The 26,769-nt window shown below is 61.5% G+C and carries 28 protein-coding genes, 1 tRNA gene and 2 pseudogenes; 16 read left to right on the plus strand and 15 right to left on the minus strand.

The annotated features are described in order from the left end of the window. Nucleotides 1-107 precede the first annotated feature (107 nt). The 4 genes from proB to HY852_RS27570 all read right to left on the minus strand — a co-directional run bounded on the left by proB (nt 108) and on the right by HY852_RS27570 (nt 3,850). The gene (gene proB / locus HY852_RS27555; protein WP_291608138.1) at nt 108-1,250 is read right to left on the minus strand and encodes a glutamate 5-kinase; all 1,143 of its coding nucleotides are present in this window, start codon (nt 1,248-1,250) and stop codon (nt 108-110) included. A gap of 163 nt (nt 1,251-1,413) precedes the next feature. Continuing rightward, a complete protein-coding gene (gene obgE / locus HY852_RS27560; RefSeq protein ID WP_291608139.1) occupies nt 1,414-2,454 on the minus strand; it encodes a GTPase ObgE in 1,041 nt (346 codons plus the stop codon). A gap of 132 nt (nt 2,455-2,586) precedes the next feature. Beyond that, nucleotides 2,587-3,276, minus strand: a complete 690-nt coding sequence (locus HY852_RS27565; protein ID WP_291608140.1) for a hypothetical protein — start codon at nt 3,274-3,276, stop codon at nt 2,587-2,589. A 94-nt stretch (nt 3,277-3,370) separates the two neighbouring features. Then, nucleotides 3,371-3,850 (minus strand): MaoC/PaaZ C-terminal domain-containing protein, encoded by a 480-nt coding sequence (locus HY852_RS27570; protein WP_291608141.1) that lies wholly within the window; start codon nt 3,848-3,850, stop codon nt 3,371-3,373. 265 nt (nt 3,851-4,115) lie between these two features. Between HY852_RS27570 and HY852_RS27575 the strand changes: the two genes are divergently transcribed. Continuing rightward, nucleotides 4,116-5,030 (plus strand): DMT family transporter, encoded by a 915-nt coding sequence (locus HY852_RS27575; protein WP_291608142.1) that lies wholly within the window; start codon nt 4,116-4,118, stop codon nt 5,028-5,030. 43 nt (nt 5,031-5,073) lie between these two features. On the opposite strand, the gene HY852_RS27580 is transcribed toward HY852_RS27575, so the two are convergent. The 3 genes from HY852_RS27580 to rplU form a co-directional block, all read right to left on the minus strand. Further along, nucleotides 5,074-5,667 carry a GNAT family N-acetyltransferase gene (locus tag HY852_RS27580; protein ID WP_291608143.1) on the minus strand — a complete coding sequence of 198 codons (594 nt, stop codon included), beginning with the start codon at nt 5,665-5,667 and terminating at the stop codon, nt 5,074-5,076. 122 nt (nt 5,668-5,789) lie between these two features. Continuing rightward, complete coding sequence (gene rpmA / locus HY852_RS27585; RefSeq protein WP_291608144.1) at nt 5,790-6,062, minus strand: 50S ribosomal protein L27; 273 nt, start codon at nt 6,060-6,062, stop codon at nt 5,790-5,792. 92 nt (nt 6,063-6,154) lie between these two features. Then, a complete protein-coding gene (rplU, locus tag HY852_RS27590) occupies nt 6,155-6,535 on the minus strand; it encodes a 50S ribosomal protein L21 (protein WP_291608145.1) in 381 nt (126 codons plus the stop codon). A 334-nt stretch (nt 6,536-6,869) separates the two neighbouring features. Between rplU and HY852_RS27595 the strand changes: the two genes are divergently transcribed. From HY852_RS27595 to HY852_RS27630, 8 genes and pseudogenes are all read left to right on the plus strand, one after another. Next, the gene (locus HY852_RS27595; protein ID WP_291608147.1) at nt 6,870-8,000 is read left to right on the plus strand and encodes an ROK family protein; all 1,131 of its coding nucleotides are present in this window, start codon (nt 6,870-6,872) and stop codon (nt 7,998-8,000) included. Nucleotides 8,001-8,330: 330 nt separating this feature from the next. Further along, nucleotides 8,331-8,420, plus strand: a tRNA-Ser gene (locus HY852_RS27600). A gap of 599 nt (nt 8,421-9,019) precedes the next feature. Further along, nucleotides 9,020-9,139: pseudogene (locus HY852_RS27605) on the plus strand (signal transduction histidine kinase); the annotation flags it as partial. Nucleotides 9,140-9,465: 326 nt separating this feature from the next. Continuing rightward, a complete protein-coding gene (locus tag HY852_RS27610; protein WP_291608202.1) occupies nt 9,466-10,404 on the plus strand; it encodes a class I mannose-6-phosphate isomerase in 939 nt (312 codons plus the stop codon). Continuing rightward, nucleotides 10,401-12,686 carry a glycosyltransferase family 4 protein gene (locus HY852_RS27615; RefSeq protein WP_291608148.1) on the plus strand — a complete coding sequence of 762 codons (2,286 nt, stop codon included), beginning with the start codon at nt 10,401-10,403 and terminating at the stop codon, nt 12,684-12,686. Before HY852_RS27610 ends, HY852_RS27615 begins: the two co-directional genes overlap by 4 nt. Nucleotides 12,687-12,719: 33 nt before the next feature. Further along, nucleotides 12,720-14,018, plus strand: a complete 1,299-nt coding sequence (locus tag HY852_RS27620) for a glycoside hydrolase family 130 protein (protein ID WP_291608149.1) — start codon at nt 12,720-12,722, stop codon at nt 14,016-14,018. Between the two features lie 59 nt (nt 14,019-14,077). Continuing rightward, nucleotides 14,078-14,320 (plus strand): hypothetical protein, encoded by a 243-nt coding sequence (locus tag HY852_RS27625; RefSeq protein ID WP_291608150.1) that lies wholly within the window; start codon nt 14,078-14,080, stop codon nt 14,318-14,320. Between the two features lie 43 nt (nt 14,321-14,363). Then, nucleotides 14,364-14,558, plus strand: a complete 195-nt coding sequence (locus HY852_RS27630; protein WP_291608151.1) for a hypothetical protein — start codon at nt 14,364-14,366, stop codon at nt 14,556-14,558. A 226-nt stretch (nt 14,559-14,784) separates the two neighbouring features. Here the strand turns inward: HY852_RS27630 and HY852_RS27635 are convergent, their stop codons facing one another. The 3 genes and pseudogenes from HY852_RS27635 to HY852_RS27645 form a co-directional block, all read right to left on the minus strand. Continuing rightward, complete coding sequence (locus HY852_RS27635) at nt 14,785-15,021, minus strand: hypothetical protein (RefSeq protein WP_291608152.1); 237 nt, start codon at nt 15,019-15,021, stop codon at nt 14,785-14,787. Between the two features lie 347 nt (nt 15,022-15,368). After that, on the minus strand, nt 15,369-15,584 hold the full coding sequence (locus HY852_RS27640; protein ID WP_291608153.1) for a hypothetical protein: 216 nt from the start codon (nt 15,582-15,584) through the stop codon (nt 15,369-15,371). Nucleotides 15,585-15,787: 203 nt separating this feature from the next. After that, nucleotides 15,788-15,898, minus strand: a pseudogene (locus HY852_RS27645) (30S ribosomal protein S21); the annotation flags it as partial. Between the two features lie 346 nt (nt 15,899-16,244). Between HY852_RS27645 and HY852_RS27650 the strand changes: the two are divergent. Then, complete coding sequence (locus HY852_RS27650) at nt 16,245-16,454, plus strand: cold-shock protein (RefSeq protein ID WP_291608204.1); 210 nt, start codon at nt 16,245-16,247, stop codon at nt 16,452-16,454. Between the two features lie 99 nt (nt 16,455-16,553). After that, nucleotides 16,554-16,796: a transcriptional regulator gene (locus HY852_RS27655; protein ID WP_291608154.1), complete on the plus strand. Its 243-nt coding sequence runs from the start codon at nt 16,554-16,556 to the stop codon at nt 16,794-16,796. Nucleotides 16,797-16,859: 63 nt separating this feature from the next. On the opposite strand, the gene HY852_RS27660 is transcribed toward HY852_RS27655, so the two are convergent. Beyond that, a complete protein-coding gene (locus HY852_RS27660) occupies nt 16,860-17,741 on the minus strand; it encodes a DMT family transporter (RefSeq protein WP_291608155.1) in 882 nt (293 codons plus the stop codon). Nucleotides 17,742-18,088: 347 nt separating this feature from the next. Here HY852_RS27660 and HY852_RS27665 point away from each other — a divergent pair, with 347 nt between their 5' ends. Both HY852_RS27665 and HY852_RS27670 read left to right on the plus strand, forming a co-directional pair. After that, nucleotides 18,089-19,525 (plus strand): aldehyde dehydrogenase family protein, encoded by a 1,437-nt coding sequence (locus HY852_RS27665; protein ID WP_291608156.1) that lies wholly within the window; start codon nt 18,089-18,091, stop codon nt 19,523-19,525. A 93-nt stretch (nt 19,526-19,618) separates the two neighbouring features. Further along, entirely contained in the window at nt 19,619-20,368 is a 750-nt protein-coding gene (locus tag HY852_RS27670; RefSeq protein ID WP_291608158.1) for a glucose 1-dehydrogenase, read from the plus strand. A gap of 61 nt (nt 20,369-20,429) precedes the next feature. On the opposite strand, the gene HY852_RS27675 is transcribed toward HY852_RS27670, so the two are convergent. Next, nucleotides 20,430-21,638 carry an EAL domain-containing response regulator gene (locus HY852_RS27675; protein WP_291608159.1) on the minus strand — a complete coding sequence of 403 codons (1,209 nt, stop codon included), beginning with the start codon at nt 21,636-21,638 and terminating at the stop codon, nt 20,430-20,432. Nucleotides 21,639-22,407: 769 nt separating this feature from the next. After that, nucleotides 22,408-23,571: a hypothetical protein gene (locus tag HY852_RS27680; protein ID WP_367116435.1), complete on the minus strand. Its 1,164-nt coding sequence runs from the start codon at nt 23,569-23,571 to the stop codon at nt 22,408-22,410. 333 nt (nt 23,572-23,904) lie between these two features. On the opposite strand from HY852_RS27680, the gene HY852_RS27685 reads away from it, so the two are divergent. Next, the gene (locus HY852_RS27685) at nt 23,905-24,501 is read left to right on the plus strand and encodes a helix-turn-helix transcriptional regulator (protein WP_291608161.1); all 597 of its coding nucleotides are present in this window, start codon (nt 23,905-23,907) and stop codon (nt 24,499-24,501) included. Nucleotides 24,502-24,539: 38 nt separating this feature from the next. On the opposite strand, the gene HY852_RS27690 is transcribed toward HY852_RS27685, so the two are convergent. Continuing rightward, a complete protein-coding gene (locus HY852_RS27690; protein WP_291608162.1) occupies nt 24,540-24,788 on the minus strand; it encodes a hypothetical protein in 249 nt (82 codons plus the stop codon). A gap of 141 nt (nt 24,789-24,929) precedes the next feature. Beyond that, complete coding sequence (locus tag HY852_RS27695; protein WP_291608163.1) at nt 24,930-25,229, minus strand: Hpt domain-containing protein; 300 nt, start codon at nt 25,227-25,229, stop codon at nt 24,930-24,932. 634 nt (nt 25,230-25,863) lie between these two features. Here HY852_RS27695 and HY852_RS27700 point away from each other — a divergent pair. Beyond that, complete coding sequence (locus tag HY852_RS27700) at nt 25,864-26,337, plus strand: chemotaxis protein CheW (protein ID WP_291608164.1); 474 nt, start codon at nt 25,864-25,866, stop codon at nt 26,335-26,337. A 30-nt stretch (nt 26,338-26,367) separates the two neighbouring features. Continuing rightward, a complete protein-coding gene (locus HY852_RS27705; RefSeq protein WP_291608165.1) occupies nt 26,368-26,757 on the plus strand; it encodes a response regulator in 390 nt (129 codons plus the stop codon). Nucleotides 26,758-26,769 lie beyond the last annotated feature (12 nt).

Below are 26,769 nucleotides of genomic sequence, written 5' to 3' on the forward strand. Positions count from 1 at the left end.
TTGGCTGCGAATAGTATCTAATATGATCTACAGCGGAAGCAATCAGAGACGCTGACGTACCGATGCCGATCGCGGCCGCCGCCATGCTAGGCCCGGATTGGTGAGGTTCAAGCCGGATCGCCGTGCCGCGACCCGCCTACCACGAGGTCGTCGCGGTGGATCATCTCCGACCGCCCGCTGATGCCAAGGATTATCATCACGTCCGGCGAGGAGCGGCCCTTGATCCTGTCGGCGTCCTCGGCGTCGTAGGCCACAAGGCCGCGACCGACCTCGCGGGTGTCAGGGCCGCGCACGATCACGGCATCGCCGCGGGCGAACTGGCCGTCGACCCGGATCACGCCGGCGGGCAGCAGGCTCGCGCCCGCGCGCAGCGCCGCAACCGCTCCGGCGTCGATGGTCAGGGTGCCCTTCGGCTCCAGCGAGCCCGCGATCCAGCGTTTTCGCGCGGTGACCGGATTGGCCGGCGTCAGGAACCAGGTGCAGCGGCCACCGTTCGCGATCGCCTGCAGCGGATGCTCGATCGTACCGGATGCGATCAGCATATGCGTGCCGCCGGTGGTCGCGATCTTGGCCGCCTCGACCTTGGTCCGCATGCCCCCGCGCGACAGCTCGGATTCCGCATCCCCCGCCATGCCCTCGACTTCGGACGTGATGCTTTCGACGACCGGGATGAGCTTCGCGCCCGGATTGTTCTTGGGCGGTGCGTCGTAAAGGCCGTCGATGTCCGAGAGCAGGATCAGCAAATCGGCGCTTGCCATGGTGGCGACGCGTGCGGCGAGGCGATCGTTGTCGCCGTAGCGGATCTCGTTGGTAGCGACCGTGTCGTTCTCGTTGATCACGGGGACCGCGCGCCAGTCCAGCAGCTTTGCAATCGTCGAGCGCGCGTTGAGATAACGGCGGCGCTCCTCGGTATCCTGCAGCGTGACGAGAATCTGCCCCGCGCGGATGCCGTGGTCGCCCAGCACCTCCGACCAGATGCGCGCCAGCGCGATCTGGCCGACCGCGGCGGCGGCCTGGCTCTCTTCGAGCTTCAGCTGCCCGCGCGGCAGCTTCAGGCGGCTGCGCCCGAGCGCAATCGATCCCGAAGATACGATCAGGACCTCGCGCCCCTCATGGTGCAGCTTGGCAAGGTCGTCGGCGAGTGCCGCGAGCCAGGACGAGCGCACCTCCCCGGCATTGGAATCGACCAGCAGCGCCGAGCCAACCTTGACGACGATGCGGCGGAATTGGGTGAGTTCGGGGCGGACCATGGCGCGCTGGCTTTATGACGGGAAGCGGCGGTGCAGGCTGAAAGCCGCAAGCGCCGATGCTCTTTTGCAGCAGGACGAGGGCCGACGCAAGGCAGGTCGGCTGCGAAGGCCGGCATGCTGCGGCATCGTGCCGGCTTCGCGAGACGAGTCGGCGCGGCGTCGGCTAGGCGGTCCAGGGCTCGATCTCGGCCGCGCTCTTGGCTTTGGCGCTTACCGGTGCCTCACCGATCACGTCCGCCAGCGCGCGCAGAGCTTCCTTGACGCCCTGACCGGTCGCGCCCGAAATCAACAGCGGCGTCTTCTTCGCGGCGCGCCTCAGGCGGTCCTTCTGCTTCTTGATCTCTTCCGCATCCACGGCGTCGATCTTGTTCAGCGCGACGATCTCGATCTTCTCGGCCAATTGTCCGCCATAGGCCTCGAGCTCCTTGCGTATGGTCCTGTAGGCCTTGCCGGCGTGCTCGGACGTGGCGTCCACGAGATGCAGCAGTACGCGGCAGCGCTCGACATGACCCAGGAACCGGTCACCAAGGCCCGCACCTTCATGGGCGCCCTCGATCAGCCCGGGAATGTCCGCAAGGACGAATTCGCGCCCATCGGCGTTCACGACTCCGAGCTGCGGATGCAGGGTAGTGAACGGGTAATCAGCTATTTTCGGCTTCGCCGCGCTGACCTTGCTAAGGAAGGTCGACTTGCCGGCATTGGGCAGGCCGACCAGGCCGGCATCGGCGATCAGCTTGAGCCGCAACCAGATCCAGCGCTCCTCGCCGGGCTGCCCGGGATTGGCGTTGCGCGGCGCCCGGTTGGTGGAGGACTTGAAATGCGCATTGCCGAAGCCGCCATTGCCGCCTTCGCTCAGCACGAACTTCTCGCCGAGCTTGGTGAAGTCGTGGATCAGCGTTTCCCTGTCCTCGTCGAACACCTGCGTGCCGACCGGCACTTTCAGCACGATCGACTTGCCATTGGCGCCATGGCAGTCCTTGCCCATGCCGTTTCCGCCCTTCTGGGCCTTGAAGTGTTGCTGGTAGCGATAGTCGATCAGCGTGTTCAGCCCGTCGACGGCCTCGATCACGACGTCGCCGCCGCGGCCGCCATTGCCGCCGGACGGTCCGCCGAACTCGATGAACTTCTCGCGGCGGAACGCCACGCAGCCGTTGCCGCCGTCGCCTGAGCGGACATAGACCTTTGCTTCGTCAAGGAACTTCATGGGCCATAGGTAGGGCAGGGCGGTCGGTGCGGCAACCCGCAATGCCGGCAACATTAGCGAAAAGCTTTAATTTTCGGCCTTTTGTGAATCCGGCGTGGCGTTTCGGGCCGCCTGGGCCACTACCGTCCCCCCTCACTTCGATTGCTCCCATGCGGTCATTGCTTCGTTGAATACGTCCTCGCCATGAAATCCCTTCTCGACCGCCACTATACCACGGTGCTGATTGGCGTAGACTATGGGAATGTCGAACCACGCTCGCTCTTTCAGGAGTTGGAGATTGCGCGCGCGATCCACGTCGACGTTCGATAGGCCAGCTAGAAAGAAGCCCTCGGTAACCTTGACAGTAAGAGCGCTGAGCGGAGTACCGCGCGCTCGCTCCGTGAATTTCATCATGACGCCGGGCGCGCTAATCACTTTGCCGCCTGCTACATCGAGCGGCAGCGTGAACTTCATTTCCATAACGTGGCTGGCCGGCAGGGATTTGTCGGTATTGCGCCGGATATCCAACATCGCGGTCATCTTCATGTCCGGAATCTCGATGTCCGCGTGAATGACGAGCTCATCCGGCCGCCCTGCGGTCCTGGCGCGATCGATGCGCCACGACACCGAGCCCGGATGCCGCTCACCCATTGCATTGGACGGGGTCTCGTTAATGACGACGGCCAGCCCATGCGACGCGGTCCCGGACGGATCCGCCTGGGCCGGTATGGCAGAGACCAGGAACGGCAGGTATCCGACGAAAAGCAGCAGGTCGCGCCACGTCATCGGCCGACTGCCGGAAGGCCATGACGTAATGCGAGCTTCAAAACCGATCATCGGCATGACAATATTCCCGCCAAGATTGTGTTGATGGGAACCTACCCGGACGGGCAGGGCCGGACAAGAGTTCCTGCAATCGGCTTCTTTTCCTGTGCCTTCACGCCGGCCTGCGGCGGATCAGGAATTTCTGCATCCCCTCCAGCACCAGCTCCTTGCGCTGGTTGAAAACCGTGCTGCGCATCGTCACGACCCCGGTCGAACGGCCGGGCACGAGCTCGGTGATTTCGAGCGCGGGATAGATCGTGTCGTCGGCAAAGACCGGCTTCAGAAAGCGGCTCGATTGCTCCAGGAACCCGACCAGCGATTCCTCAACCAGGAAGGGAAACAGCCCCGCGCCGGGCGCGGTGTGGATCAGCGTCTGGAAGCCGTGCGCGAGCAGGTTCGGCATGCCGCGGGCGCGGCAATATTCGAGGTCGTAGTGCACCGGATGGGTGTCGCCGCTCGCGGTCTGGAACGCGGCGAACACGGCCGAGGTCATGGTGCGGCCCGGCAGGACGAAGCGCTCGCCGAGGGCAAAATCCTCGAACCAGCGCTGCTCTGGGATCATGCGGTGCTGCGCGGGATCGAACTCGGTCATGAAGGTGGCTTTTCCGGGGAGCGATGAGCTATCGATATCGCGCCGTTCGTGCCGCGACAATCCGTTCAAATCGGTAGATACAGGCTTGTCCCGTGCGGCTGCGTCGCTAAAACAGCTTCGGACACAACAGTCTGGACTGGATTTTCGCCCTCCTTCCGTCATAGCGAGGAGCGCGAGCGACGAAGCAATCCAGAATTCTCGCCGCGTCGGGATTCTGGATGCGTCGCTTCGCTCGCCATGACGGGGTCTTCGAGCAGATCGATCAATGTCTCTCTTCGCAAGAGTCTCCAGCTACGATGAACGCTCCGCGCGGCTCGCCGGCATCGCGCTGATGCTGCTGTCGATCTTCATGTTCTCGTTTGGCGACGCGATGGGAAAGTTCATCGTCGCGACCTATTCGGTGGGCCAGCTTCTGTTCCTGCGCGCCTGCGCGGCGCTGGCCGTGCTGTCGCCGATCATCTGGCAGCAGCGCGCCGAATTCTTTCACCTCGAGCGCCCCTGGCTTCAGCTCCTGCGCGTGGCGCTGTCGACCGTGGAAGTCGCAGCTTTCTTTCTCGCCACCGTCTACCTGCCGCTCGCGGACGTCATCACCTACTATCTCGCCGGTCCCATTTTCGTGACCGCGCTGTCGGCCATCATGCTGGGCGAACATGTCGGCTGGCGGCGCTGGACGGCGATCCTGGTCGGCTTCTGCGGCGTCCTGATCGCGTTGCGTCCGTCGACGCAGACGGTGAGCTGGCCAGCCCTGATCGCGCTCGGCGGCAGCCTGTCCTTTGCGCTTCTGATGCTGATCACGCGCCATTTGCGCGCGACGCCGGATATCGTGATGGCATCGACGCAATTCGCCGGCACGTTCCTGCTCGGCGCCGCCCTGTCCGCATTTCACTGGGTCACCCCTACCGCGGGCAGCCTCGCGCTGTTTGCGATGGCGGGCTTGACGTCGGTGGCCGCGCTGTTCTGCGTCAATCGGTCGTTGAAGCTGGCGCCGGCCAGCGTCGTGGTGCCTTATCAATATTCGATGATCGTCTGGGCGGTGATCTTCGGTTTCATCGTCTTCGCAGACGTGCCGTCGGCCGCCACCATCATCGGCGCTGCGATCATCATCGGTGCAGGGCTCTACATCTTCCTGCGCGAGCGCGACCTCGGCCGCGAGGACACGCAGGTCAGTCCGCCGGTGTGAGTTCATCGTCCCCGCCGTTGCGGGGACGATGTTGTTGAGAGGATTAGCGCGCTCGCCGCGTCGAATTGCCCCAGCTCTTGAGCGAGGACCAGACGCCACGCGAGAGGCGGAAGCGGTCGACCGGCGTGGACGAGCCCAGCGCCTCGAAGCGATGCAGTTCGACGCCGCTCCACTGGAAGCCGCACTTCTCCAGGATGTTGCGCGAGGCCGGATTGGTCACGCGCGCGCCCGCGTGGAGATGGTCGTTGTCGAATTCCTCGAAGAAGAAGTCGATCGCCGCACGCGCGGCTTCGGTGCCGAAACCGCGACCCCAGAACTCGACCCCCAGCCAATAGCCGAGTTCCGGCGCTTCCGGATCGGTAGTGTCTAGGCCGACTAAGCCGATCGGCGCGTTGTCGTGCTCAATCAGGAACACGGTTTCGCGGCAGTGGGCGGTCGCGCGGACGAAATCCACCGCATGATCCTGCGAATAGGGATGCGGCAGGCGACGGGTGTTCTCGGCAATGCGACGGTCGTTGGCAAGACGCGCGATGACCTTGACGTCGGCCAGCGTCGGCCGGCGCAGCATCAAGCGCTCGGTCTCGAGGATGTTGGATCTCGCCTCGCGCCAGGTCGGGGTCGAAAGGTCCTGCAACATGTCGGGCTCCGTCAACAACTTGGTCAAATGAAAAGGGGAGGCCGGTTTCCCGCCTCCCCTTGGAGCCCTATTCTGGACTCCGCCGGTTGGTCAGGACCCGGCGGACTCCGATGATCCACCGTCTACTCGGCCGCAGCCTCCGTCATCGGACGAACCGATACGAACGTGCGGCCGTTGGCTTTGGCATGGAACTCGACATGACCTTCGACCTTCGCAAACAAGGTGTGGTCGGTCCCCATGCCGACATTAAGGCCGGGGTGCCAGGTCGTGCCGCGCTGACGCGCGATGATGTTGCCGGGAATCACACGCTCGCCGCCAAACACCTTGACGCCAAGGCGCTTGCCCTTGGAATCACGGCCGTTACGCGATGAACCGCCTGCTTTTTTGTGAGCCATGGCCCGTCTCCGAAACTCTTCGTATCTCTAGATCAATTCCTTGAAGGAATCATTTCAATTCTTCTCACGCATCAATTCGTGAATTGGCGTGATCACTTCTCCGCGGTCGCGTCCTTCGCCACCTTTTCCTTCTTCGGACGAGGTCCGACCGAAGGCTTTGCGTCATCCGTCAGGATCTCGGTGACGCGCAGCACGGTGAGCTCGTCGCGATAGCCGCGCTTACGGCGCGAATTCTTGCGGCGGCGCTTCTTGAACGCGATGACCTTGGGGCCGCGCTTGTGCTGCAGCACCTCTGCCGCAACCGACGCACCCTTGATCGTCGGGGTACCCAGCACCGGCGTGTCACCGCCGACCACCAGGACTTCACTCAGCTGCACGATCGTGCCGACATCGCCGGCGATCTTGCCTATCTCAAGTACATCATCCGGAACGACGCGGTACTGCCGGCCGCCGGTTTTGATGACTGCGAACATCGTTCTATTCCTTCGTGTTCGATCCCGGCCTCGGGTTGACCCCCGGGTCGGCTTTTTGTCAGTCGCTATGGGTTGCGATTTCTGCGCGGGGCGGGACGGGTTCCATCCAACGGCCCGCGCAAAAACAAGCGGCGCGAGAGCTCCCGCGCCGGATCGGGGACTTATAGCGGCGAAACAGCCCGAGTCAAGGAAAACCGGGTTGAAAATGCCCAAAATTCGAAGGATTTGGCCGATCTTCGCCCGCCCGGCTCGCTGTCGGAATATCGTCCTCATGCTGCAACCAACGATGTCCCGGCGCCGTTGTCCCCCCGCATCCAAGGGGGCAAGGGTACCCATGGCGGAAGAACTGGCACTTTCGACCGGTATCGCGCATCACGGCGCGAGCCGCCTGCCGTCGGTCGACATCGACAGTTTCAACATAGAGTTGAAGGACGAGGACGGCTTCCTGGGCGACCGCGCCAGCAAGGGCGCGTTCCGGGAGATCCTCGAACGGTGGCGCAAACCCCTGCGCAAGACCGGTGAGGACCCCTTCGGCGACGAGCCCTCGGAGAACATCAGCAAGAAGATCCTCGATGCCATCCTGATCAGCGACGACACGGAGGCCTCCGCCGTCGTGCACAGCGCGATCGAGGAGTTTGCGCAGGAACTCGCCTATGTCACGCGGCGCTTTCTCAAGACCAAGGCCTGGGCGAAGACTGAGCGGATCGTCGTCGGCGGGGGCTTTCGCGACAGCCGGCTGGGAGAACTCGCCATCGCGCGGGCCGAAATCATCCTGAAGTCCGAGGGCTTCGCCATCGACGTGCTGCCGATCCGTTTCCATCCGGACGAAGCCGGGCTGATCGGGGCCCTGCATCTGGCGCCGTCATGGATCTTCGAGGCCCACGACAGCATTCTCGCGGTCGATATCGGCGGCACGAACATTCGTTGCGGCGTCGTCGAAACGCGCTTCGATAAGGCCGACGACCTCTCCAAGGCCGCAGTGTGGAAATCGGAGTTGTGGCGCCATGCCGATGACGAGCCGACGCGCGAAGCCGCGGTAAAACGGCTTGTCAAAATGCTTAAAGGCCTGATCGATCAGGCCAATGCCGAGGGACTCAAGCTCGCGCCTTTTATCGGAATCGCCTGCCCGGGGGTGATCAACGAGGACGGCTCCATCGAAAAAGGGGCGCAAAACCTGCCGGGCAATTGGGAGAGCCGCAGGTTCAACCTGCCCGCGAGTCTCGCCGAGGGCATACCGCAGATCGGCGGACATGACACGGCGATCGTCATGCATAATGACGGCGTGGTGCAGGGGCTTTCCGAGGTGCCGTTCATGCAGGACGTTCTGCGCTGGGGCGTGCTGACCATCGGCACCGGACTCGGCAATGCGCGATTTACCAACCGGCGCAGGGAAGCCGAAAAGGACGAGAAGAACGGCAAGAACGGCAAGAAGGAGAGGAAGGTCAGGCAACCCAAGGAGGAGTAACCTTGACTGGTTAGGTTAAGATTGGGTTTGCGTTGCCCATTGCGAACGACTTGCTACCGTCGGCTGGTCGCCTCACCTGACCGGCGAAGCCGCCCTTCCCGGCCAGAATTTTAATGATGCGGCACGGGACCGCCAGCTTTTATACCGCGTCTGGCGGTCCCACCCCGCGGTGCCTGCGCGGGCCATCGGGAACGGCGCCGCAGGCGGAGCTCGATGAGCTGTTGTCCGGGGCTGGCAGTGGTTCTTCGTGCTCGCACCCTTGTCTGACCCGCCATCCTCGCCTAGAACACGGCCCGACCACAGGTGCTTCGCACCCTTGTTGGCCCCTTAGGAGAGGTGGCAGAGTGGTTGAATGCACCGCACTCGAAATGCGGCATAGGTGCAAGCCTATCGGGGGTTCGAATCCCTCCCTCTCCGCCATTCTGGCCGAAAAGTCCTTATTTATCAGCGCTTCCTCAAGTTGGCTGTTTGGCAGCCCATACTCCAGCCCATCTTCGCTCTCGGACGGAAAGAACGAGATCCTGTTAACGTCGTCCCTATCGGATACTCCGCCGTGAACGCTGCCCGGAAAGGCAACTGCATGAAGACGCTTCTTGTCGCGTTGGCGCTCGGCACATTCGCGCAAGGCGCTCTCGCCGGAGAGCCGGACTGCCGCGCGATCGAGAGCACGGGCGGACGTCTCGCCTGTTATGATGCTGCGTTTCCTCCGAAAGCGAAGAAGCCCGCCGCAGTCGAAAACGACGCATCGCGGGCTGCATACAAAGACCCGTTCATTGCGGAAGACGCCCGAACCGCAGCGAAGCTAAGAAATATCTGTCGCGGTTGCTGAGAGTCGAGACGAACGACTCGCGGGAGTTAGCGGCCGATACGGAGGGCGGCCGAATAGAGCGTAGCGCCATGCGCCGCTATGGCCATGCAATAGCAGCTTGTATTTCGCAGCGACGCTTGTGCTTCCATATCTGTCCTGATTGACATCGAAGTTGGTCGGCGACGCGAGTAGAATTGTGAGGCGCCCGGTGAACCGCCAGCATCCCTTCGTCGAGGTTCTGGTCTCGGACATCGAGAAAAGCGGCGAGACCCTGGATCTAAGTGAGCTCGTGCGAGAGCCTTTGCCGCCGACATTCCCTAGGCTGACTTGAGCCAGACAACGATTGTCAACAAGAGGAGGCCACATCCGGCAACGAACATATCGAAATCGACGCAAGCCTCTGATGTCGCAAGCGATGCCTGGAAGCTCGTTCATCGCTCAATCATTCCGCGTATTTTCTGCAAATGAGGCGCGACAGACTTTATGAACGCGCAAAGGTTGCTATCCGACGCCTGAGTAGCCATCTGATAGATGATGTAATCGGATCGCTGTAACAGCGCCTGTCGCGAGCGCGACACTTTAGCCACGCCAGATCGTACCGACAGTATCGACCAACGGCATGTCGCGTCGACATGCGCGTCACGGGTAAGGACATTGATGGCCATTGAACATGCCTCCGTGCAGGTTGCGCGCAAACCGTGGGGGATGGCCGATCTCAGTCCATGGAGCAGCATTGATGTTTCTGGCGACCCGGTCGGGGAATTGTGGTTTCAGCGCGTCGACAAAGATGCACCAAGCTCCGCCTTGCTGCTCAAGCTCTTGTTTACCAGCGAACCTTTGTCGATCCAGGTTCATCCAGATGATGAATTCGCGCACTCAATCGGTTTGCCGAACGGGAAATCCGAGGCGTGGTACATCCTTTCGGCAGCCCCGGGCGCGCGGGTTGCGCTGGGACTAAAGCGACATCTCACGACGCAACTATTGCGCGCAGCGATCAGGGACGGCTCGATTGCCGCTCTCGCGCAATGGCGTCCTGTTGCGAAAGGCGACATCATCTTCGTCCCTGGCGGCACAATCCACGCCATCGGCGCCGGCATAGTGCTCGCCGAGATCCAGCAGCGCAGCGACACGACATTCCGCCTGTTCGATTTTGGCCGGCACCGCGAGCTGCACGAAGATAGCGCCGTGGCCGCTTCCGATGCCGGGCCGCCCCAAACTCAATCGGGTCCACGACGTCTCACCGACACTCGGAGCGTTCTCGTCGCGAGCCCACATTTCGTACTCGAGCGGATCGATCTTCAGGCGAATTCGCATTGGGCACTCGACACCGATCGAGAAACCTGGATCCTTGTAATTGAGGGGAACGGGCGCATCGGGCTGACGAATACGACCGTCGGCGACGTGATCTTTGTTGAGGCCGATAGCTCCGGCATCGAGGTTGGTCCGGACGGGATGAGCGGCCTGATCGCCTATCCGGGACCGGATCCCATTGCGTCCCTGCTGCAGGATTGCGCAGGACGAACGATCAATTCTGCCGGCACGTCCGCCGCCGCGCATTCTCCGAAATCAAGCAAGATTATCGAGGCACAGACATGACGCCGCTCCGCCGTATCGCCGTTATCGGCAACTCGCTGCCTCGCCGATGCGGAATTGCAACCTTTACGACCGACCTGCAGAAGGCGATATCGATTTCACGCCCGGATTTGGAGACCTGCATCGTGGCGATGACCGATCGCGGTCAAGCCTATGATTATCCTCCGGCGGTCGCTTTTCAGATCAACGACGGCAATATCGAAGAATACACGCGCGCCGCAGATTTCCTGAATGCCGGCCAGTTCGACACCGTGTGCCTCCAGCACGAGTTCGGGATTTTCGGTGGCGAAGCCGGTGCCCATATCCTCGTGCTGTTGTCGCGCCTCACCATGCCGGTGGTGACGACGTTCCATACCGTGCTGGCCAATCCGACGGCCAAGCAACGCGCGGTCATGGAGCGCATCATCGATGCGTCGTCGAAAGTCGTGGTGATGGCCAACAAGGGCCGCGAGCTGTTGCGTGACGTCTATCTGGTGCCGGATGACAACATCGAGGTGATCGCCCACGGCATTCCCGATGTCGCATTTGTCGGGTCCGATGCGGCGAAGGCCAGGCTCGGATTTGAGGGAAAGTCGGTCATTCTGACATTCGGCCTGCTATCATCCAACAAGGGCATCGAAGTCATGATCGACGCCATGCCGTCAATTCTGAAACGCTGCGCGGATGCGGTGTACGTCGTGCTCGGCGCAACGCACCCCAATCTGGTTCGAAACCAGGGCGAGGCCTATCGCGAGGGCCTGATGGCGCGGGTGCGTAAACTTGGAATCGACAACAACGTGGTGTTCCTCGACCGGTTCGTCGATCTGGCCACGCTGCTCGAATTCATCTCAATGTGCGACGTCTATGTCACGCCGTATCTCAACGAGGCCCAGATGACGTCGGGAACCCTGGCGTACAGCTTTGGACTGGGGAAGCCGGTCGTCTCGACGCCTTACTGGCACGCACGCGAGCTGCTTGCTGACGGATGCGGGGTTCTGGTCCCTTTCGGCGATGCAGGGGCGATCGGCAGCGAAATCGCAAAATTGCTCACCGACGACGCTCGCCGGCAGGCGATGTCTCGGCGCGCCTATGCTGCGAGCCGAATGATGACGTGGGAACGCACGGCCGAGCATTACATGTCCGTGTTCGAGAATGCGCGGCAGGGTCACCGGCTTAAGGTCTTTGCGCGCGCTGACACGGGCTCGCCGGAGCCACGTGGCCCCGCGCCGCCTGACATGCAAATCGGCCATTTCCTGTCGATGTGCGACGATATCGGCCTGTTCCAGCACGCGGTGCATTCGGTGCCCGATCGTTCGCACGGCTATTGCGTCGACGACAATGCCCGAGCATTGCTGCTGGCCTGCGCCCTCAATAATCCGGGCGAACAGCCCCTATCGGAAGTCTTGACGGCTCGCTTTGCAGCCTTCGTGCAGCATGCATGGAACCCCGAGACCCGGCAATTTCGCAACTTCATGGGCTTCAATCGAACCTGGCTTGAAGACAGGGGCTCCGAAGACAGTCACGGGCGAACTCTATGGGCCTTGGGTGAGTCCGCGCGCAGAGACGCAAGCCCGTCGCGGCGCAGGTGGGCTACTGATCTGTTCGCCCAGGCATTGTCGACCGCTGAGAGCTTTCGCTCACCCCGAGCGTGGGCGTTCATGCTGCTGGGTTTGGACGCCTATTGCGCTGCAGTTCCGGACGATCTCCACGCCAAGGAAGTCCGGCATTCTCTTGCCGACAGGTTGATGTCCTGTCTGGCGTCGGTCGAGACGCCGGACTGGGTGTGGTTCGAGGAAGGGCTGGCTTACGACAACGCGCGATTGCCGCAGGCATTGATGCTGACCGGCATGGCGACGCAGACGCCGCGCTACCTCGATGCCGGATCGAGGTCTCTGCGCTGGCTAATGACGCAACAAACCACAACGGCAGGTCATTTCCGGCCGGTCGGCACCGCTGGCTTCGGCGAACAGCGGCAACATCCCCGTGCCTTCGATCAGCAGCCGGTGGAAGCAACGGCGACGATCGCTGCCTGCCTTACGGCGTGGCGCGCGGACGGCGATGCAGAGTGGAAAGCCATGGCGACTCGCGCCTTCGCCTGGTTTCTCGGCAGCAATGATCTGTCAGTGGCGCTGGTCGATCCGCACACCGGGAGTTGCCGCGATGGATTGCACCCCGATCGCGCCAACGAAAACCGCGGGGGCGAGTCGGTTGTCTGCTATCTGCTGGGACTTGCGGAGATTCGCCAGCTTGCGCGCGTCAACACCAGCCTGATAAAGCCCACTTCCTTGCGCGCTGTGGGCGCCTGATTTCACCTTCTAAGCCAGCGAGCCGAGGACACCGTGTCACAAGCTACCTTCCTGAACCGGCAGGCGCTTCATCTGCGCCCCGACCCCGCGCGGGTAATCGTGCGGCCGTTCAAGCCGGCGACTGAACCGCGCGATCTGAACCCGACCGACAAACTGCGCGCAAATCATATCGTCGACCGGGTTTTCGCACTCGATTCAGAAGCCGTTGCCACTCAGCTTGCTGACGTCCTGGATAATTTCCAGGGTCGACATCGTAACCTTCTGGAGAGGTTCGAGGCCCGCGCGGATGAGATGGAAGAAGCTTTCGCAGCGCACGGAGTCTTCTCAAAGATCCAGCGCCAGCTGATCGGCGCCTATTTTCTCAATGAGTATTCGTTCGAAGCCTCTGCCTTGTTTAACCCCAGCATCGTGCCGCACCCCGATCAATCGGATGCACCGAAGGGCGGCGTGCGCTACATTCTCAGTCTCCGTGCCATAGGCGAAGGGCATGTGTCGTCACTGACGTTTCGAACCGGAACAATCGCAGCCGACGGCAGCTTGACCGTTGATCCGACGGCTCGCCTCGCGTCGGTTCCCCGGATTTGCCATCGCGTATCCGGGCCGGACGGCGAGCGTGTCGAGTTGATTTTCAAACCCGAAGAAGACCTCAGCGAGCGCGTCATCTTTCCCGTTACCGAATCCCAATCGAACGGCATTGAGGATGCGCGCTTTGTCCAATTCATCGATGGCGATCGGAAAACCTACTACGCGACCTATACTGCCTACAACGGACGCGCGATCCGTTCCGAATTGATCGAGACCAGTGATTTCGTATCGTTTCGACTGGCGCCTTTGCGGGGTGCTGCGGCGCGCAACAAGGGCATGGCCCTATTCCCGCGCAAGATTGGCGGCAAGTATGCCATGATCGCGCGGCAGGATAATGAGAACCTGTATCTGATCTATTCAGACGACCTCTACACATGGGAAGGCGGTCAGGCCGTTCTGAAACCGCAATTTCCCTGGGAGTTCGTCCAGATCGGCAATTGCGGGTCGCCGATCGAACTTGATGAAGGTTGGCTGCTGCTAACGCACGGTGTTGGCCCGGTCCGCAAATACTCGATCGGCGCGGCGCTGCTCGACAAGCGCGATCCCTCCAAGGTGCTGGCGCGTTCGCGTGAGCCGCTGTTGCGGCCTGAGCCATCCGAGCGCGCAGGGTATGTCCCTAACGTCGTCTACACGTGCGGTGCGATGAGGCACAACGGCCAGATCATCTTGCCATATGCCGTGTCGGACACCTTCTCCAATTTCGCGACCATCAAGATTTCGGCGCTCATGGAAGCGATGCAACGCTGAGCGCGGGTTTCGCAATCGTTGACGTCAACCGTGTTTCTTAACAGGTCGAAGGAATCGTGATGGCCCGCGAAACAACCTACGTCGTGCAGGCATTCAACGCCGGCAAGGGCGGAAATCTGAAGCCGGACTCTCCGATCGTCTGCAAATCGGAAAGTGGCGCCCTCCGGACAGCGGAGAGACTGGCATTGAGCAAACTCGCCGTCGTCGCGTTCTCGTCCACCGGCGACCCCGAAATGGGCGACTACGACGATGAGCCTACAGTCTTCTTCCGGAAGGGCGAGCTTCCGGCTGCCTTCGACTAAGTCCGTGGTTGCAATCGAGAAGATTATTGACAGAGGAGCCCAGATGAGCGAGCGACTTGAAACATTGAAGAAAGCCCGTGATCGCATGATTGATGACAGAGACACGCATGCGAAAGTGCTGGCCGCTCCATTTGAGCGTGACACGGCCGAGCGAGCACGCAACAAATTCGTCGAGATTCAAGCGCTGATCGACGCCCTGGACCGCGCAATCGCCGGAGAAAACCCCGTCTCACGATGAAACTGAAGCGAGTTGGAAGGCGAGACCGGCGGACATTTTATCGCAGGAACGCGGTGGGACGCCAACAGCCACCGCCAACTCCCCTAACGCCTCCAGGACTAACTCTGCCAATGTCCGATAGGGAGTCATTTTCAACCGATTCAGCGGAGTCTGCCTGCCCATTACGGACGGCGCGTTCGGTTGCTGACGGAACTTGATCTACCAGGCGTGCCCATTCGTCGGAAGCCTAGGGAATGCGCCGACGCGCCGACTTGGGGGGTATCTTCCCGCTTCGGGGAATATCATTCGACGCTGCTTCGCGCGCCAATCGCTCGGCCTTTAGCCGTTGAAAGTTTTCACGGAATGCATTTTGGGCGCGCTGATACTCCGACAAGGCTTCTTTGGCATCTTGCTGTCTGAACGCTTTCTGGGCTTCACGCTCCGCCGGGGACTGTGTCTTTCGCTCTGAAAAAGAACCGCTCATTTGCTTACTCCTTTCGACCGCGACTCGACTTAGCGCCGCGGACGTCTTGCTGGTGCGGCCACCGACAGGGGCCCTCATCGGGATAGTGAGAAGCAGCCTACTCTGGGTAGTTTCTGCGGCATCCCCGACAGGGAAACTCTTGACCTGATTGACGTCGCCAAGCCTTTTTGCGGGCATCGTCCCGTCTTGGCCTTCTCAAGCTCCCAGTCTTTTAGGTTAACGCCTATGCCCTGTTTCAGTTCACCGGCATCAACCCACTATTGCGTGGCAACAATCCAACCGCCGAACCTGCAATGCCAAAAGAGGCCCAATACGTCAAAGCGGCATCCAGCCACTCTCCCTTCGCATCAGGTGCTCCCTGTCGAGAACAGTCGATCGGTAGACCGATCAAGCCGCCTCTCCGTGCCGCTCGCTTCATTTAGGTGTCCGACCAATTCACCAGAGAGCCGGTAAATTTTGGTCCCCTTGAGCTCGTAGAGCTTTTGACCGTTGAGATCGAGAATGGTTTGGCCATCCACGACGGCAACGTGGATACCTTTGCTGTTGAAGATGTTGCCTCTCACGACAGGTCTCCATATTGCACTCGACCCAAGACTGCGCTCATTTGATGGCAATGGCGAGAGAATAGAGCTCCGAATCTCCCGCGACCGCTGTGGCTAAGGTGCGGCGCGATTTGGGGCGGTTTCCTGACACTTCCACATTCTGCCTGCCAAAGGCGGTCAACATCGCATTAGGTGCCGCCGGTGGTCGCGAACGTTGCAGCCCGGCGCATTTCTCTGAAGACGCCTTCGCGTTGCATCATCTTCTTCAATGCTAGAAGCGCCTGCTCGACATTATTGTCTGTGGCGAAACTCTGCACGCGTGTTGCCCCGTCAATTGTCGGCGCAAACTGTCGAAGTTCTTCCTGCAGCGGGCCCGTTGCAGTCAGGAGCGCGGAAGGTTTGTTCAGGCACCGTCCCGGCGGAGATGAAGACTGTCCGGGAGGCGGATTCTGCGCCGCAGCAATCTGGTAATTGAGGACGGAGGCGAACGGTCTCATGTGCCCGCGTTGAAGCAGATTTTACCTCCTGCACTTGTAATCTGCTAGCGGAACCTATAGATTGCAACCATTCGATTAGCCGCTGTGCCTTTTTGAATGCGCCTGCGGGCTCCTTCCCGAAGACATCGACCAGTTGAATCTGAACTCGCGTGACGATCACGCGAACTATGCTTTGGAGAAGAATATGCCGACAGGTACTGTCAAGTGGTTCAACGGTCAGAAGGGTTTTGGCTTTATCCAGCCGAACGATGGCGGGAGTGATGTGTTCGTTCACATCAGCGCTGTTGAACGGGCGGGTCTTTCCGGCCTCGCCGAGGGCCAGAAGGTCACTTTCGACCTCAAAACCGACAAGATGCGGGGCAAGGTAAGCGCGGAAAATCTGTCGCTGGCTTGAGCCGTTCGCGCCGTTTCACGGATGTACTGAAATGGCGATGCTGCCCGCTCGATCCGGGGATTGAGCGGGCTTTGCTTTGTTGCGGATTGGGATGACAAGATGGCCGGCAAGAAATCAGCTGAACTGTCCCCTGAACGCATTGCGCGCGCCAACCGGCAACGTCAGGCCTCGGAAGAAGGCGCGCGAGCGATGGCCGATATCGAGCAAAGGGCAATCGCCGTTCGCAAGAACATGGAACGTCTGCGCGCCTTGAGACAAGCCAAGGAGGCCGAGGACGTGAAAACTCAGGCCCCTTTGCCGGTCCCGACGAGGAAGAAGCGCAAACGGGCGCTTTCGGGATAGCCGGTGCTTCAGACGGCTCGGCTCGAGGAGCCGGCCGAGGAAGTGCCCCCATTGCGCGCGACCTCATGCTCTTTGCAGCGCCAACGTGACGCCCCCAAGCGTGAGTGCCACTGCCGCTACTTCTCTCATTCCCAAGGGCTCGCCGAGAACGATCGCCGCCGCGATGATGGCGAGAACCGGTACGAGCAGCATGCCGGTCGAAGCCGACACCGTCGGCAAGCGGCGCAAGGTTTCGAACCAGGCGAGATAGCAGACACCCATCGGCACCAGCGTCATGTAGACGAAGCAGGCGACGCCGAGCGGTGAGATCGCCGCATAGTTCGGCCGCTCGAACAGGATGCCGGGAATCAGCATCGCGAGACAGCCGAGGCCGACCTGCCACACCACAATCGCCAATCGCGGCATCGGCAGCGGACTCCGGTTGAGGACATTGCCGAGCGCGAACAGCATCGCACAGGAGAGCGAAAGGACGACGCCGATGAGTTTGCCGGCGTCGAATGCATAGCCGCTCCCTCCCAAGATCAGAGTGACGCCCGCCATGCCCAGGACAAGCGCAATGACGTCCCGGACCGTCGGACGCAAATGCAGGAAAGGCCAGGCAAACAGCATCGCCCAGATCGGCATGGTGTAGATGATCAGGGCGCCTTCGCCGACGGTGACGAACTTCATCGCCATGGTGCCAAGGCCCATCCATGCGACGACGTTGGTGAAGGAGGAGAATAACAGCCTGGGGATGGCCTCGCGCGGGACCTTGAGCGATTGCCGCTGGCTCACGGCCATGATGCCGAGGATGAGCGAGGCGGCCACGCCGGCGAGACCGCGCGCGAACAGCGGCGGCCACTCTTGCAGCAATAGCTTCATCAAAGGCCAGTTGAACGCCCAACCGGAAGCCGCCACGCCAAGGCAGAGGAAGCCAATCGTCTTTTCGCGCCGCGCCCCATTCATAACGGTCGCTTAGCAACAAAACCGCGCGCACGGTAGGGAACACGCGCGCGCACAAGCCGTGGCGCATGAGCCGAGAACGTTTCGAAGAACGGTGATTGCCGACTTTCGCTAGTATGGGGCGGCGTCCCTTCGCCGGGACATTCATCGCTTCCCCGAAACAAGGCGTTTTTCTAGGTCTGTGAATACCAGCGCCCGTCGACGTTCCTCGGAGATCCATACCGATGTGATCTCGGCCTTGGCGGGTGTACAAAGGGCGGTAGACGACGCTTGTGGAAGCGACGTATGTGGTCGAGCGCGGCGAAATAGCGGCGGCCGAAAGTTAGGGGCCGCCAGAACGGAGGGCGCAAATGGACGTGCATCAGAACTACATCGGAGGGCGTTGGGTCGCTCCCAGCGCCACCCTGCCGGTCATCAATCCTTCGGACGGCTCGAAAGTGGCCGAGATCGCACGCGGCGGCGCCAAGGAAATCGACGCCGCCGTTGCCGCGGGTCATGCCGCCGTCAAAGGCGCATGGGGAAAGACGGATGCCGTTTCCAGAGGCCGTCTCCTGTTCAAGATGGCCGAACTCATTCGCCGTGATGCCGAAAACCTGGCGAAAATGGAGAGTGAGGACGTCGGCAAGCCGATAACCCAGGCGCGCGGTGACGTCGCGGCTTGCGCCCGCTCTTTCGAGTATTACGGCGCCGCCGCCGACAAGGTGCACGGCGAGACGATTCCCTTCCAGAACGGCTTCACGGTCATGACGTTCTATGAGCCGCACGGGGTGACGGCTCATATCGTGCCGTGGAACTATCCTCTTCAGATGCTCGGGCGTTCGGTTGCGCCGTCGCTCGCCATGGGCAACGCGGTTGTTCTCAAGCCGGCCGAGGACGCCTCCCTGACGGCTCTCGGCCTGGCGAGGCTCGCGGAAGAGGCAGGGTTCCCGGCCGGCGTCTTCAATGTCGTCACCGGTCTCGGCGAAGAAGCCGGCGCGGCGTTGTCGGCGCATCCGGGCATCGGCCACATCAGCTTCACCGGCTCGCGTGAGGTCGGCATCCTGGTGCAGGCGGCGGCGGCCCGGAACACGATTCCTGTCACGCTCGAGCTTGGCGGAAAGTCCCCGCAGGTTGTGTTCTCGGATGCGGACTTCAACGAAGCGGGAACCATCATCGTCAAGGCCATCGTGCAGAATGCCGGGCAGACGTGCAGCGCCGGCTCCCGAGTGTTGATCGAAGATAGCGTCTACGAGCGTTTCACCGGTCAGTTGGCCGAGCGCTTCAAGGCAACACGGGTGGGATCGGCGAGCCAGGACCTCGATCTCGGGCCTGTCGTCAATGCGACGCAGAAGGCGCGGGTCGAGCGCTATCTCGATATTGCACGACGCGACGGCCTGAAGGTCCTGGCGGAGGGCTCCTTCGGCACCAATCTGCCGGAAGGTGGCTATTACGTGAAACCGACGCTGATCGGAGACGTGCCGCCCGACCATGTCCTGGCCCAGGAGGAAATCTTCGGACCTGTTCTCGTGGCGGTCCGCTTTCGCGATGAGGAAGATGCGGTGCGGATCTCCAACTGCACGCCTTACGGATTGGTGGCCGGTGTCTGGACTGCCGATCTCGGCAGGTCGATGCGCCTCTCGCGCAAGATCCAGGTAGGCCAGGTGTTCGTCAACAATTACGGCGCCGGCGGCGGAATCGAGCTGCCGTTCGGCGGGATGAAAGGCTCGGGTCACGGCCGCGAAAAGGGCTTCGAGGCGCTTTACGGCTTCGGCGCGTTGAAGACCGTGACGATCCGGCACGGCGTCTGACATGACGTCTGAACATGACGTCTGGCCTGGCGTCGGCCACGAGCCGCCGGCCCGCTTGGGCAGGCCGGATAAGAAAGATGGAAGGATAGGATCATGAGGCTACAGAACAAGATTGCCATTGTCACGGGAGCCGGTGGCGGCTTTGGCGAGGGCATTGCAAAGCGATTCGCCCAGGAGGGCGCGAAAGTCGCCGTTGTCGACATCCGCGGCGACGCCGCCGAGCGCGTGGCCAAGGAGATCGGCCAGGGTGCGATCGCTCTGACGGCGGATGTCGGGGCGGCAGCCGATGTTCAGCGCGTCGTCGACGAGACGAAGGCAAAGCTTGGCACGCCGAACATCCTCGTCAACAACGCCGGCACCACCCACAAGAACAGGCCGATTCTCGAAGTGGACGAAGCGACCTTCGATCACATCTTCCGCGTCAACGTGAAGTCGATCTTCCACTTCGTCCGCGTGACCGCGCCGGTCATGCGCGATGCGGGCGGCGGCGTCATCCTGAACGTCGGATCGACCGCCGGCCTGCGCCCTAGGCCGGGACTGACCTGGTATAACGCGACCAAAGGCGCCGTGAACCTGGCCTCGAAATCCCTCGCAGTCGAACTGGCACCGTGGAAGATCCGCGTGAACGCCATCTGCCCCGTGATCGGAGAAACCGGACTGCTCGAGGCATTCATGGGCATGCCCGACACACCGGAAAATCGCGCCAAGTTCCTGGCCACGATTCCTCTCGGGCGGATGTCGCGCCCCGCCGACATCGCCAACGCGGCTCTCTATCTCGCTTCCGACGAAGCCGAGTTCATCACCGGCGTCGAACTGCCGGTCGACGGCGGCCGGACCGTCTGACGGGGATGTCGGTGTTGGCGCGGCGCAGGGCGGATCCTCGCATTGCAATGCGCCGCATGGCTCACTTCGGCGTGAGCAATGGCCAAGCCAAAGACGACCGGGCGAATTTTTTCAGTGCCATCGGCTTGCCGAATAGGTGGCCCTGCAGCACATCGAAGCCGACTTCATTGGCGGTGACCAGATCGGCGTGGCTTTCGACCCCTTCGGCGACAACCCGGGCGCCGTGACTGGCGGCCATTTCGACAATCTGGCGGCAAACAGCCCGCTTCAATCCATCATGGCCGCAACCGGTGACGAACTGTCGATTGACCTTGAGTTCGACGAAGGGAAAGAAATCGAGTCCTGCCAGCGTCGGCCAATCGGCGCCGACGTTGTCTATCGAGAGCCCGATATTGTGCAGGCTCATCTGCTTTGCGATCTCGACAAGCAGAGGCAGGTTTTCGAGCGCTTCGGCACTGTCAATCTCGATCAGCAGCCCGCCGAAGGCTGGGTGCCGCGGCACACTATTGCAGAGATCCCGTACGGCCTGACGGCTCCTGAGGAAGGAAGTCGGGAGGTTGATCGAAATATCGGTCGGGTTCTGCCGGTCGAGCAAATAATGCCAATCCTGAATCGCCCGTTCGACCACGAACTTCGACAGATCGAGCAGATGCGGATCGTGCTCCGCAGGAATGAAGAAGGCCGGCGGAATTACGCCCCAGGTCGGATGCCGCACCCGCACCAGCGCTTCGGCTCCGGCGCGGACCAGGCTGCGCGCGTCGATCTTCTGCTGGAACCACAGTTCGAGCCAGCCGGCATGCAGTGCCTCCTGTACATGCAGGGCCGGACTTGGCGCGGGCTCCTCCGGCAACAGCAGCGCAACGCGGTCGCGCAATGTCTCGGCGTCGAACGGCGTCGTAAGTGGCGTCAGCATGGCAAGGCCATATTCCTCGCCGACCTGCTTCACCGCCTTGACGACGATCGAGTCGGGGGCGCCGATGGCAAGAATCTTTCCGCCGTAGTCGTGGCGTACCAACGTCTCGAGAAATCTCGCAGGTCGCAATCCGTCCACCGCGATGCCAAGAAGGACGAGGTCGGGAATCTCGGTTTCCAAAATGGTCCCGAGCTCGTCTATCCCCGCGCATTCGCAGGTGACGAAACCGAGATCTTCGAGAATATCGCTGAGGAACGCGCGGAGATGCTTCTTGCTGTCGGCGATGCAGGCGCGAGCCGTCACCTTTCGGCGACCGAAGCTCACGATTCGTGTTCCGGCGCTTAGTCCGTTGTCCATCGCTCACCTCTCCCGCTTTTCAACGTTGTGAGCGGCGAGGCAGGCTCAAATGTGGTGAGCGTCGTGCCGCAATTGAATTATTCCGGTAACGTTAAAGCGCGCAGTATGCGCAAAAATTTGCAGCAGAATTGATCAGACAGGCCGGACGGAGTGGACGAGGGGCATGTAACCGCTGGACAGTGCAGGCGATTGTCAGGCGCTTACCGTTTGGCCAACTCCATGGCAGCCTCGTGAGCCGCGCGATCAACCACCGTTAATCTCGCTCCCGCGTTTCTCGTGCTCTGCCAGATCTCCCTTCGTCAAAGCCCGCATCGAACCCAGTGTGAATCCCCAGGCCGTGTGCTCGAGGATGCGACTGACCTCGCGCAGTTGCGAGGCGGGCAGCCAATACTGATCACCTGCCCGATGCCGTCGGCGTGGGATCGGACGGCGCCTCTCCTGTGGCGTCGTCCCGCCAAGCTCAGGAATTATTTGTCGATACACCTGCGGAGCCCGGCTCGGCTTTCTTGCGCGGCGCTGGCCTGCGTTAAACGCCTGGAATGTGAGTCATGTCACACGCGGCGCACGGAAACAGCGCTATGCGTCGCGAGCTCGAAGTGACCTCCTGTTGAGGATCGGTTCCATGACGACGCGGCGGAAAGTGTACTGGTGGTTCTGGTTCGTGCTCTCCGGTCGATTTCTCGACCGGTTTCTCGTACTGGAGCGCGCAGAGCGCCTCTAGACAGAGCTCGATCCGGCCGTACGGGTCCGGTCTATGTCGCGGTGGACGTCAGTGCTGACCGATCAGCTTCCGGCAATAGATCGCGCCGCCCTGGACGGCATCGCGTCCCTTCCATGCCAGGTAGGTGAGCCGGCCCTTCAGCGATTCATGGCTGCGCAGGCGGCGTGAGTCGAGGATATGACCGACCTCTTCGGGGAAGCGGCTGACCTCGGCTTCGACAAGCACTGCGATCGAGTCCATAGTCTGCTGCAGGCGCTCTCCCCAGGGCGATGATTCGAGCTGGTCGATGCGAACCCGCAACGCGTATTCCGTATCGTAGATGTCGATCAGCAGCGCTTGTGCAACAACCGGGCGATTGTTCTTCAGCGCAATCCGCAACGCCAGGCGCTTGTCCTCGAGCTGGTCGAGCGCCATCGAGACGGCAATTGCATAGGGAGTTGCGGCAACATCGGCTGCATTCTTGCTGCGCGATGCCTTCGTGGCGAGACGGATCAGCTGCCATGGCGCCTTCAGGCGTTTTGCTACCAGCGTCAGCGCGAAGGGAAGCGCATCCGGGTCGGCCTTTTTGAGCGAATCCAGGAGCGAGGTGATCTTGGCGATCTCGCCTTCGTTGAACTTGTTGATCTTCGGCGGCAACTGCTGAGTGAACTTCGCCAGGGCGTCGCGCGCGCGCAGCGCGAAGAATATCTTTGCCACGTCGTCCACAACGGTACGGGACGCGGTATATTTTGCGAGCTTGCTGCGGATCGTTTCTATCCCGTCAGGCGAAGCGAGTGCGTGGTCGAGAACCTTGACCACCTTGGTGTAAAAGGCCGAGGCGACCTTGAGCGCCTCTTTGTCGTTGTTGGCAGTGATCTGTTGGTTGATGGCCTTGATGTAGTCGCTTGCCATGGTAGGCAGCAAATCGCGACAGATCCATTCCCAGATCGGGGCGAGCGAACTGCGCGCGATGCGCCCCGTATTGGCGTTCTCCGGGGCCCCATCCACCAGCAGGTGTTCTAGTGGCGCGAAGAAGTAACGCGACGGAGTGCTGGCGCGGTCTTGTGTCGATCCATCCTTGCGGAATTCCGCGCGCAGCCGAGCCTGGATATCAGCCGAGCCCGGCATATCGACGCCGCACAGCTCGAGCCTTTCGAGCTCGCTGAGCAGGCAGCTCCGCATCAGCGGCGAGAGCTTCTGCAGGAAATCCCAGACTTGGCCGATTTCAACCATGGCACGCAGCTTGTGCAACTTTCCGAATCGGCTGATCGCCGGTTGACTGAGGCATTTGCGCGCTCGCGACAGTTGATTAGAAAAGCAAGCCGCCGTTAATTAATTCGTAAGCGCGACGGCAAGTCCCTGATCTGGTGTTGCCAATTCTTGCGTATGCGTCGCAACAGCTGCAGTGCGGCACTATTGCAACCGCCAGGGGCGCCGCTTCGCGTGGATACGCGCAAAAATTGTGCCTAAGCTGGCTGGGTGGTGCGCCTTGTTAGATGCCTCCGTAATCTTACGGAGCAAGAATGAGAGCGCGGACCGAGCCCGGTTCTATTAAGAATCAGGGACATGGGGCATCGAGATCAATCTGCCGTCGATTCGCGCGCGCCGCGCGCGGGCGAAAGCGCTGCTCCTCGGGACGAGTCGGAAGTCGCGCGACTGGAGGCGCTGCGCGCACGGGTGGCGGAAGAAACCTCTGCCGCTATTGCGCGCCAACTCAACGGACCCCTGACCGCGCTCCTGCTTTATATGGGCGAGATCAAGAATCACAGTGACCGGTTGCTCGCGGCCACCGGCGACAAGGCCTATCTGCAGGACGTGGTGGACAACGCCCTGGCCCAGACCGAGCGGGTCTGCGCGCTGGTCAAGCAGATCGTTGGTGCGCACAAGCACGGCAACACGGCAGACGAGACGAAAGCCGGTGCAGCCAGTAGCCGTGCCGCCGGATCTGTCGTCTCATCCGCCCCGGGTCATCGGCCTCTGACCAAACGCGAGCGCGAGGTGCTGAGGTTGATCAGCGAGGGCTACTCCAACAAACAAGGTGCGCTGCGGATGCGCATCAGCCCAAGGACCTTTGAAAGTCACAGGGCCGAGGCCATGCGCAAGCTGGGTGCGCGCAATACGGCAGATCTGGTCCGCGCCGCGCTGTTGCATCCGATCGACTGATCGCCTGCCGCCGCGGTCGAAGCCGGAGCGACGCGCTATCAGCAATAGTCGTCGGCGAAAGGGCGAACGCGCGCAGCGGCCCGCAAGTCACGGCCGTATTCCTTCGGCGGGCTCGGGATGATCGTGATGATCCAGCGCAACGGAATGCTCGAGTCCTGTTCCTGTACCGAACGCACAAACCCGGTCACCGTCTTCTCGCCGCATCTGACCGTAGCCGGCCTGCCGTTGAATTGCGCAATACGGAAACGCCGGACCTCTTTCTGATCCGCTGTTTCATAAGTAAACATGAAACCCTCCTGGTCCTCGCGCAACTATCGGTCACGCAGGATTAGCCATGGGTGAAAATTCCGAACCGTAGAAGTACGGCTGGACTTTTTCCGCAAGCGTGCAGTTCGGGATCGCAGCGGCCTACCGGCTCTTCGCAAAGCTCAGCGGTGCTCTTCCTGCGTCATTGCCGCAGCGAAAGCCGCATCCATTTGTTCAAGAAGATCGAGATATTCGGACCCGGTCAGCTGCGCCGCATTTATCTCCAGCTGCAACGCCAGCTTTGCCAGGCGACGATAGCCGACGCTGCCGGCCGCGCTCTTCAGCGAGTGGGCTTCTCTTTCGACCTTGCTTCGTTGTTGACCGGGTGACATCAGGCGGAATCGCTGCAGGCGGGCTTCGGTCTCGCTCTTGAATACCTCGCCGATTTCCGCGGCGCCCTCTCGCCCGACCTCGGACGTCAATTCTTCGAACGCTGCCGGATCGAACGCCGGCTCGACGTCCGCCGGCGCGTCGAGCGGGGCAGGCGGTAATGCAGCAAGTTGAGCCGGGTGAGCCATGGTGTGGATGAGTGGTCCGTCCGATCCTGTCTGAAATGCCTACGCCCTCTCCGTTACGGTCCGCTTAAGCCGTTTCTGCCGCTGCGGCTTCGCGTGGCGACGTTGGGAGAGCCGTGGCGCTGTTAAGGACTCGTTCACCCTAAAGCAACTTGGCCAGAAGCGAACGGTTGGTCCTTGCGCAAGCCGGAGTTGCCTGGTGTCGAAGGCAGTTCGGTCCGACCCGGGCATTCGTTGCGGCTTTCCATCGGCTGCGACCGCCGATCGTTCGGAGCGCGAAGTACATCGCAAATCCGGGCCCTCGCGGCGTCGGCAGTCTGCTCGGCTCGTGCCGCCGGGAGCCACCCGCGTTCTTAACCTCCGTATTTGAACGGAACAGGAAATTAACCGGACCGTGAAACAGGATGATTATCGGTCGAGAAGTGGACATCCGTCGCATCTCGCAAGCGGTCGCACCGGTGTCGTTCAATTCCTTCCGCGTGGCATCGATGCGCCCCATCGCGGTCGAGATCAGCCGGGCGGGCGTAAGGGGGCTTGATTGATGAGCAGCAGGAGCCAAGGCGCCGAGGGCACGATGTCCGAATACGTCACCGCCATGATCGGCGAACAATTGTTCGGCCTGCCCATCTCCCGCGTTCAGGACGTGTTCATCCCGGAGCGGGTGACGCGGGTGCCGCTGGCTTCGCGAGAAATCTCGGGGGTCTTGAACCTGCGTGGCCGCATCGTCACCGTGATCGACATGCGCGCCCGCCTCGGTCTTCCCGACACCGAAGGCGGCAAGCCGCCGATGGCGATCGGCGTCGATCTGCGCGCGGAGTCCTATGGGCTGCTGATCGATCGGATCGGGGAGGTCCTCCGCCTTGCGGATGAGGACAAGGAGGAAAACCCCGTCAATCTCGACCCGCGCATGGCCGAGTTCGCGGGGGGCGTCCACAGGCTCGACGGCCAGCTGATGGTCGTCCTCGATGTCGATCGCGTCCTTCAGCTGGAGCACAAGACGCCGATGGCTGCCTAGCGCCGGCAAAACGCACTTGGAGGAACTCCCATGAAGACTTGCCTGGTTGTCGATGATTCCGGAGTGGTGCGAAAGATCGCGCGTCGCATTCTGGAGAGCATGGACTTCGCGGTCATCGAGGCCGAGGACGGCTCGAAGGCGCTGGAGCTCTGCAAGAATAAGCTGCCGGATGCGGTCCTGCTCGACTGGAATATGCCGGTCATGGACGGCTACGAGTTCCTCGGCCATCTGCGTCGCATGCCCGGCGGCGAAGAACCCAAGGTCGTGTTCTGCACCACCGAGAACAACGTGGCGCACATTGCCCAGGCGCTCAGCGCAGGGGCGAATGAATACATCATGAAGCCCTTCGACAAGGACATCATCGCTGACAAGTTCGCTCAGGTTGGGCTGGTCTCCCCCGCAACGGCTGCGTTCGCCTGAGTATCTTCTGAA

Origin of the sequence: Bradyrhizobium sp., assembly GCF_016213215.1 — a bacterium.
Lineage (GTDB): Bacteria > Pseudomonadota > Alphaproteobacteria > Rhizobiales > Xanthobacteraceae > Bradyrhizobium.

What these genes read in the sequence shown, in the direction of transcription:
- HY852_RS27630 (WP_291608151.1), top strand. Translation starts at nt 14,364, where the DNA reads ATGAGCGAGCGACTTGAAACATTGAAGAAAGCCCGTGATCGCATGATT.
- HY852_RS27635 (WP_291608152.1), bottom strand. Translation starts at nt 15,021, where the DNA reads ATGAGCGGTTCTTTTTCAGAGCGAAAGACACAGTCCCCGGCGGAGCGT.
- HY852_RS27700 (WP_291608164.1), top strand. Translation starts at nt 25,864, where the DNA reads ATGAGCAGCAGGAGCCAAGGCGCCGAGGGCACGATGTCCGAATACGTC.
- obgE (WP_291608139.1), bottom strand. Translation starts at nt 2,454, where the DNA reads ATGAAGTTCCTTGACGAAGCAAAGGTCTATGTCCGCTCAGGCGACGGC.
- HY852_RS27655 (WP_291608154.1), top strand. Translation starts at nt 16,554, where the DNA reads ATGGCCGGCAAGAAATCAGCTGAACTGTCCCCTGAACGCATTGCGCGC.
- rplU (WP_291608145.1), bottom strand. Translation starts at nt 6,535, where the DNA reads ATGTTCGCAGTCATCAAAACCGGCGGCCGGCAGTACCGCGTCGTTCCG.
- HY852_RS27570 (WP_291608141.1), bottom strand. Translation starts at nt 3,850, where the DNA reads ATGACCGAGTTCGATCCCGCGCAGCACCGCATGATCCCAGAGCAGCGC.
- proB (WP_291608138.1), bottom strand. Translation starts at nt 1,250, where the DNA reads ATGGTCCGCCCCGAACTCACCCAATTCCGCCGCATCGTCGTCAAGGTT.
- HY852_RS27610 (WP_291608202.1), top strand. Translation starts at nt 9,466, where the DNA reads ATGGCCATTGAACATGCCTCCGTGCAGGTTGCGCGCAAACCGTGGGGG.
- HY852_RS27565 (WP_291608140.1), bottom strand. Translation starts at nt 3,276, where the DNA reads ATGCCGATGATCGGTTTTGAAGCTCGCATTACGTCATGGCCTTCCGGC.
- HY852_RS27670 (WP_291608158.1), top strand. Translation starts at nt 19,619, where the DNA reads ATGAGGCTACAGAACAAGATTGCCATTGTCACGGGAGCCGGTGGCGGC.
- HY852_RS27675 (WP_291608159.1), bottom strand. Translation starts at nt 21,638, where the DNA reads ATGGACAACGGACTAAGCGCCGGAACACGAATCGTGAGCTTCGGTCGC.
- HY852_RS27665 (WP_291608156.1), top strand. Translation starts at nt 18,089, where the DNA reads ATGGACGTGCATCAGAACTACATCGGAGGGCGTTGGGTCGCTCCCAGC.
- HY852_RS27580 (WP_291608143.1), bottom strand. Translation starts at nt 5,667, where the DNA reads ATGTTGCAGGACCTTTCGACCCCGACCTGGCGCGAGGCGAGATCCAAC.
- rpmA (WP_291608144.1), bottom strand. Translation starts at nt 6,062, where the DNA reads ATGGCTCACAAAAAAGCAGGCGGTTCATCGCGTAACGGCCGTGATTCC.
- HY852_RS27680 (WP_367116435.1), bottom strand. Translation starts at nt 23,571, where the DNA reads ATGGTTGAAATCGGCCAAGTCTGGGATTTCCTGCAGAAGCTCTCGCCG.
- HY852_RS27685 (WP_291608161.1), top strand. Translation starts at nt 23,905, where the DNA reads ATGGGGCATCGAGATCAATCTGCCGTCGATTCGCGCGCGCCGCGCGCG.
- HY852_RS27615 (WP_291608148.1), top strand. Translation starts at nt 10,401, where the DNA reads ATGACGCCGCTCCGCCGTATCGCCGTTATCGGCAACTCGCTGCCTCGC.
- HY852_RS27575 (WP_291608142.1), top strand. Translation starts at nt 4,116, where the DNA reads ATGTCTCTCTTCGCAAGAGTCTCCAGCTACGATGAACGCTCCGCGCGG.
- HY852_RS27660 (WP_291608155.1), bottom strand. Translation starts at nt 17,741, where the DNA reads ATGAATGGGGCGCGGCGCGAAAAGACGATTGGCTTCCTCTGCCTTGGC.
- HY852_RS27625 (WP_291608150.1), top strand. Translation starts at nt 14,078, where the DNA reads ATGGCCCGCGAAACAACCTACGTCGTGCAGGCATTCAACGCCGGCAAG.
- HY852_RS27595 (WP_291608147.1), top strand. Translation starts at nt 6,870, where the DNA reads ATGGCGGAAGAACTGGCACTTTCGACCGGTATCGCGCATCACGGCGCG.
- HY852_RS27650 (WP_291608204.1), top strand. Translation starts at nt 16,245, where the DNA reads ATGCCGACAGGTACTGTCAAGTGGTTCAACGGTCAGAAGGGTTTTGGC.
- HY852_RS27690 (WP_291608162.1), bottom strand. Translation starts at nt 24,788, where the DNA reads ATGTTTACTTATGAAACAGCGGATCAGAAAGAGGTCCGGCGTTTCCGT.
- HY852_RS27705 (WP_291608165.1), top strand. Translation starts at nt 26,368, where the DNA reads ATGAAGACTTGCCTGGTTGTCGATGATTCCGGAGTGGTGCGAAAGATC.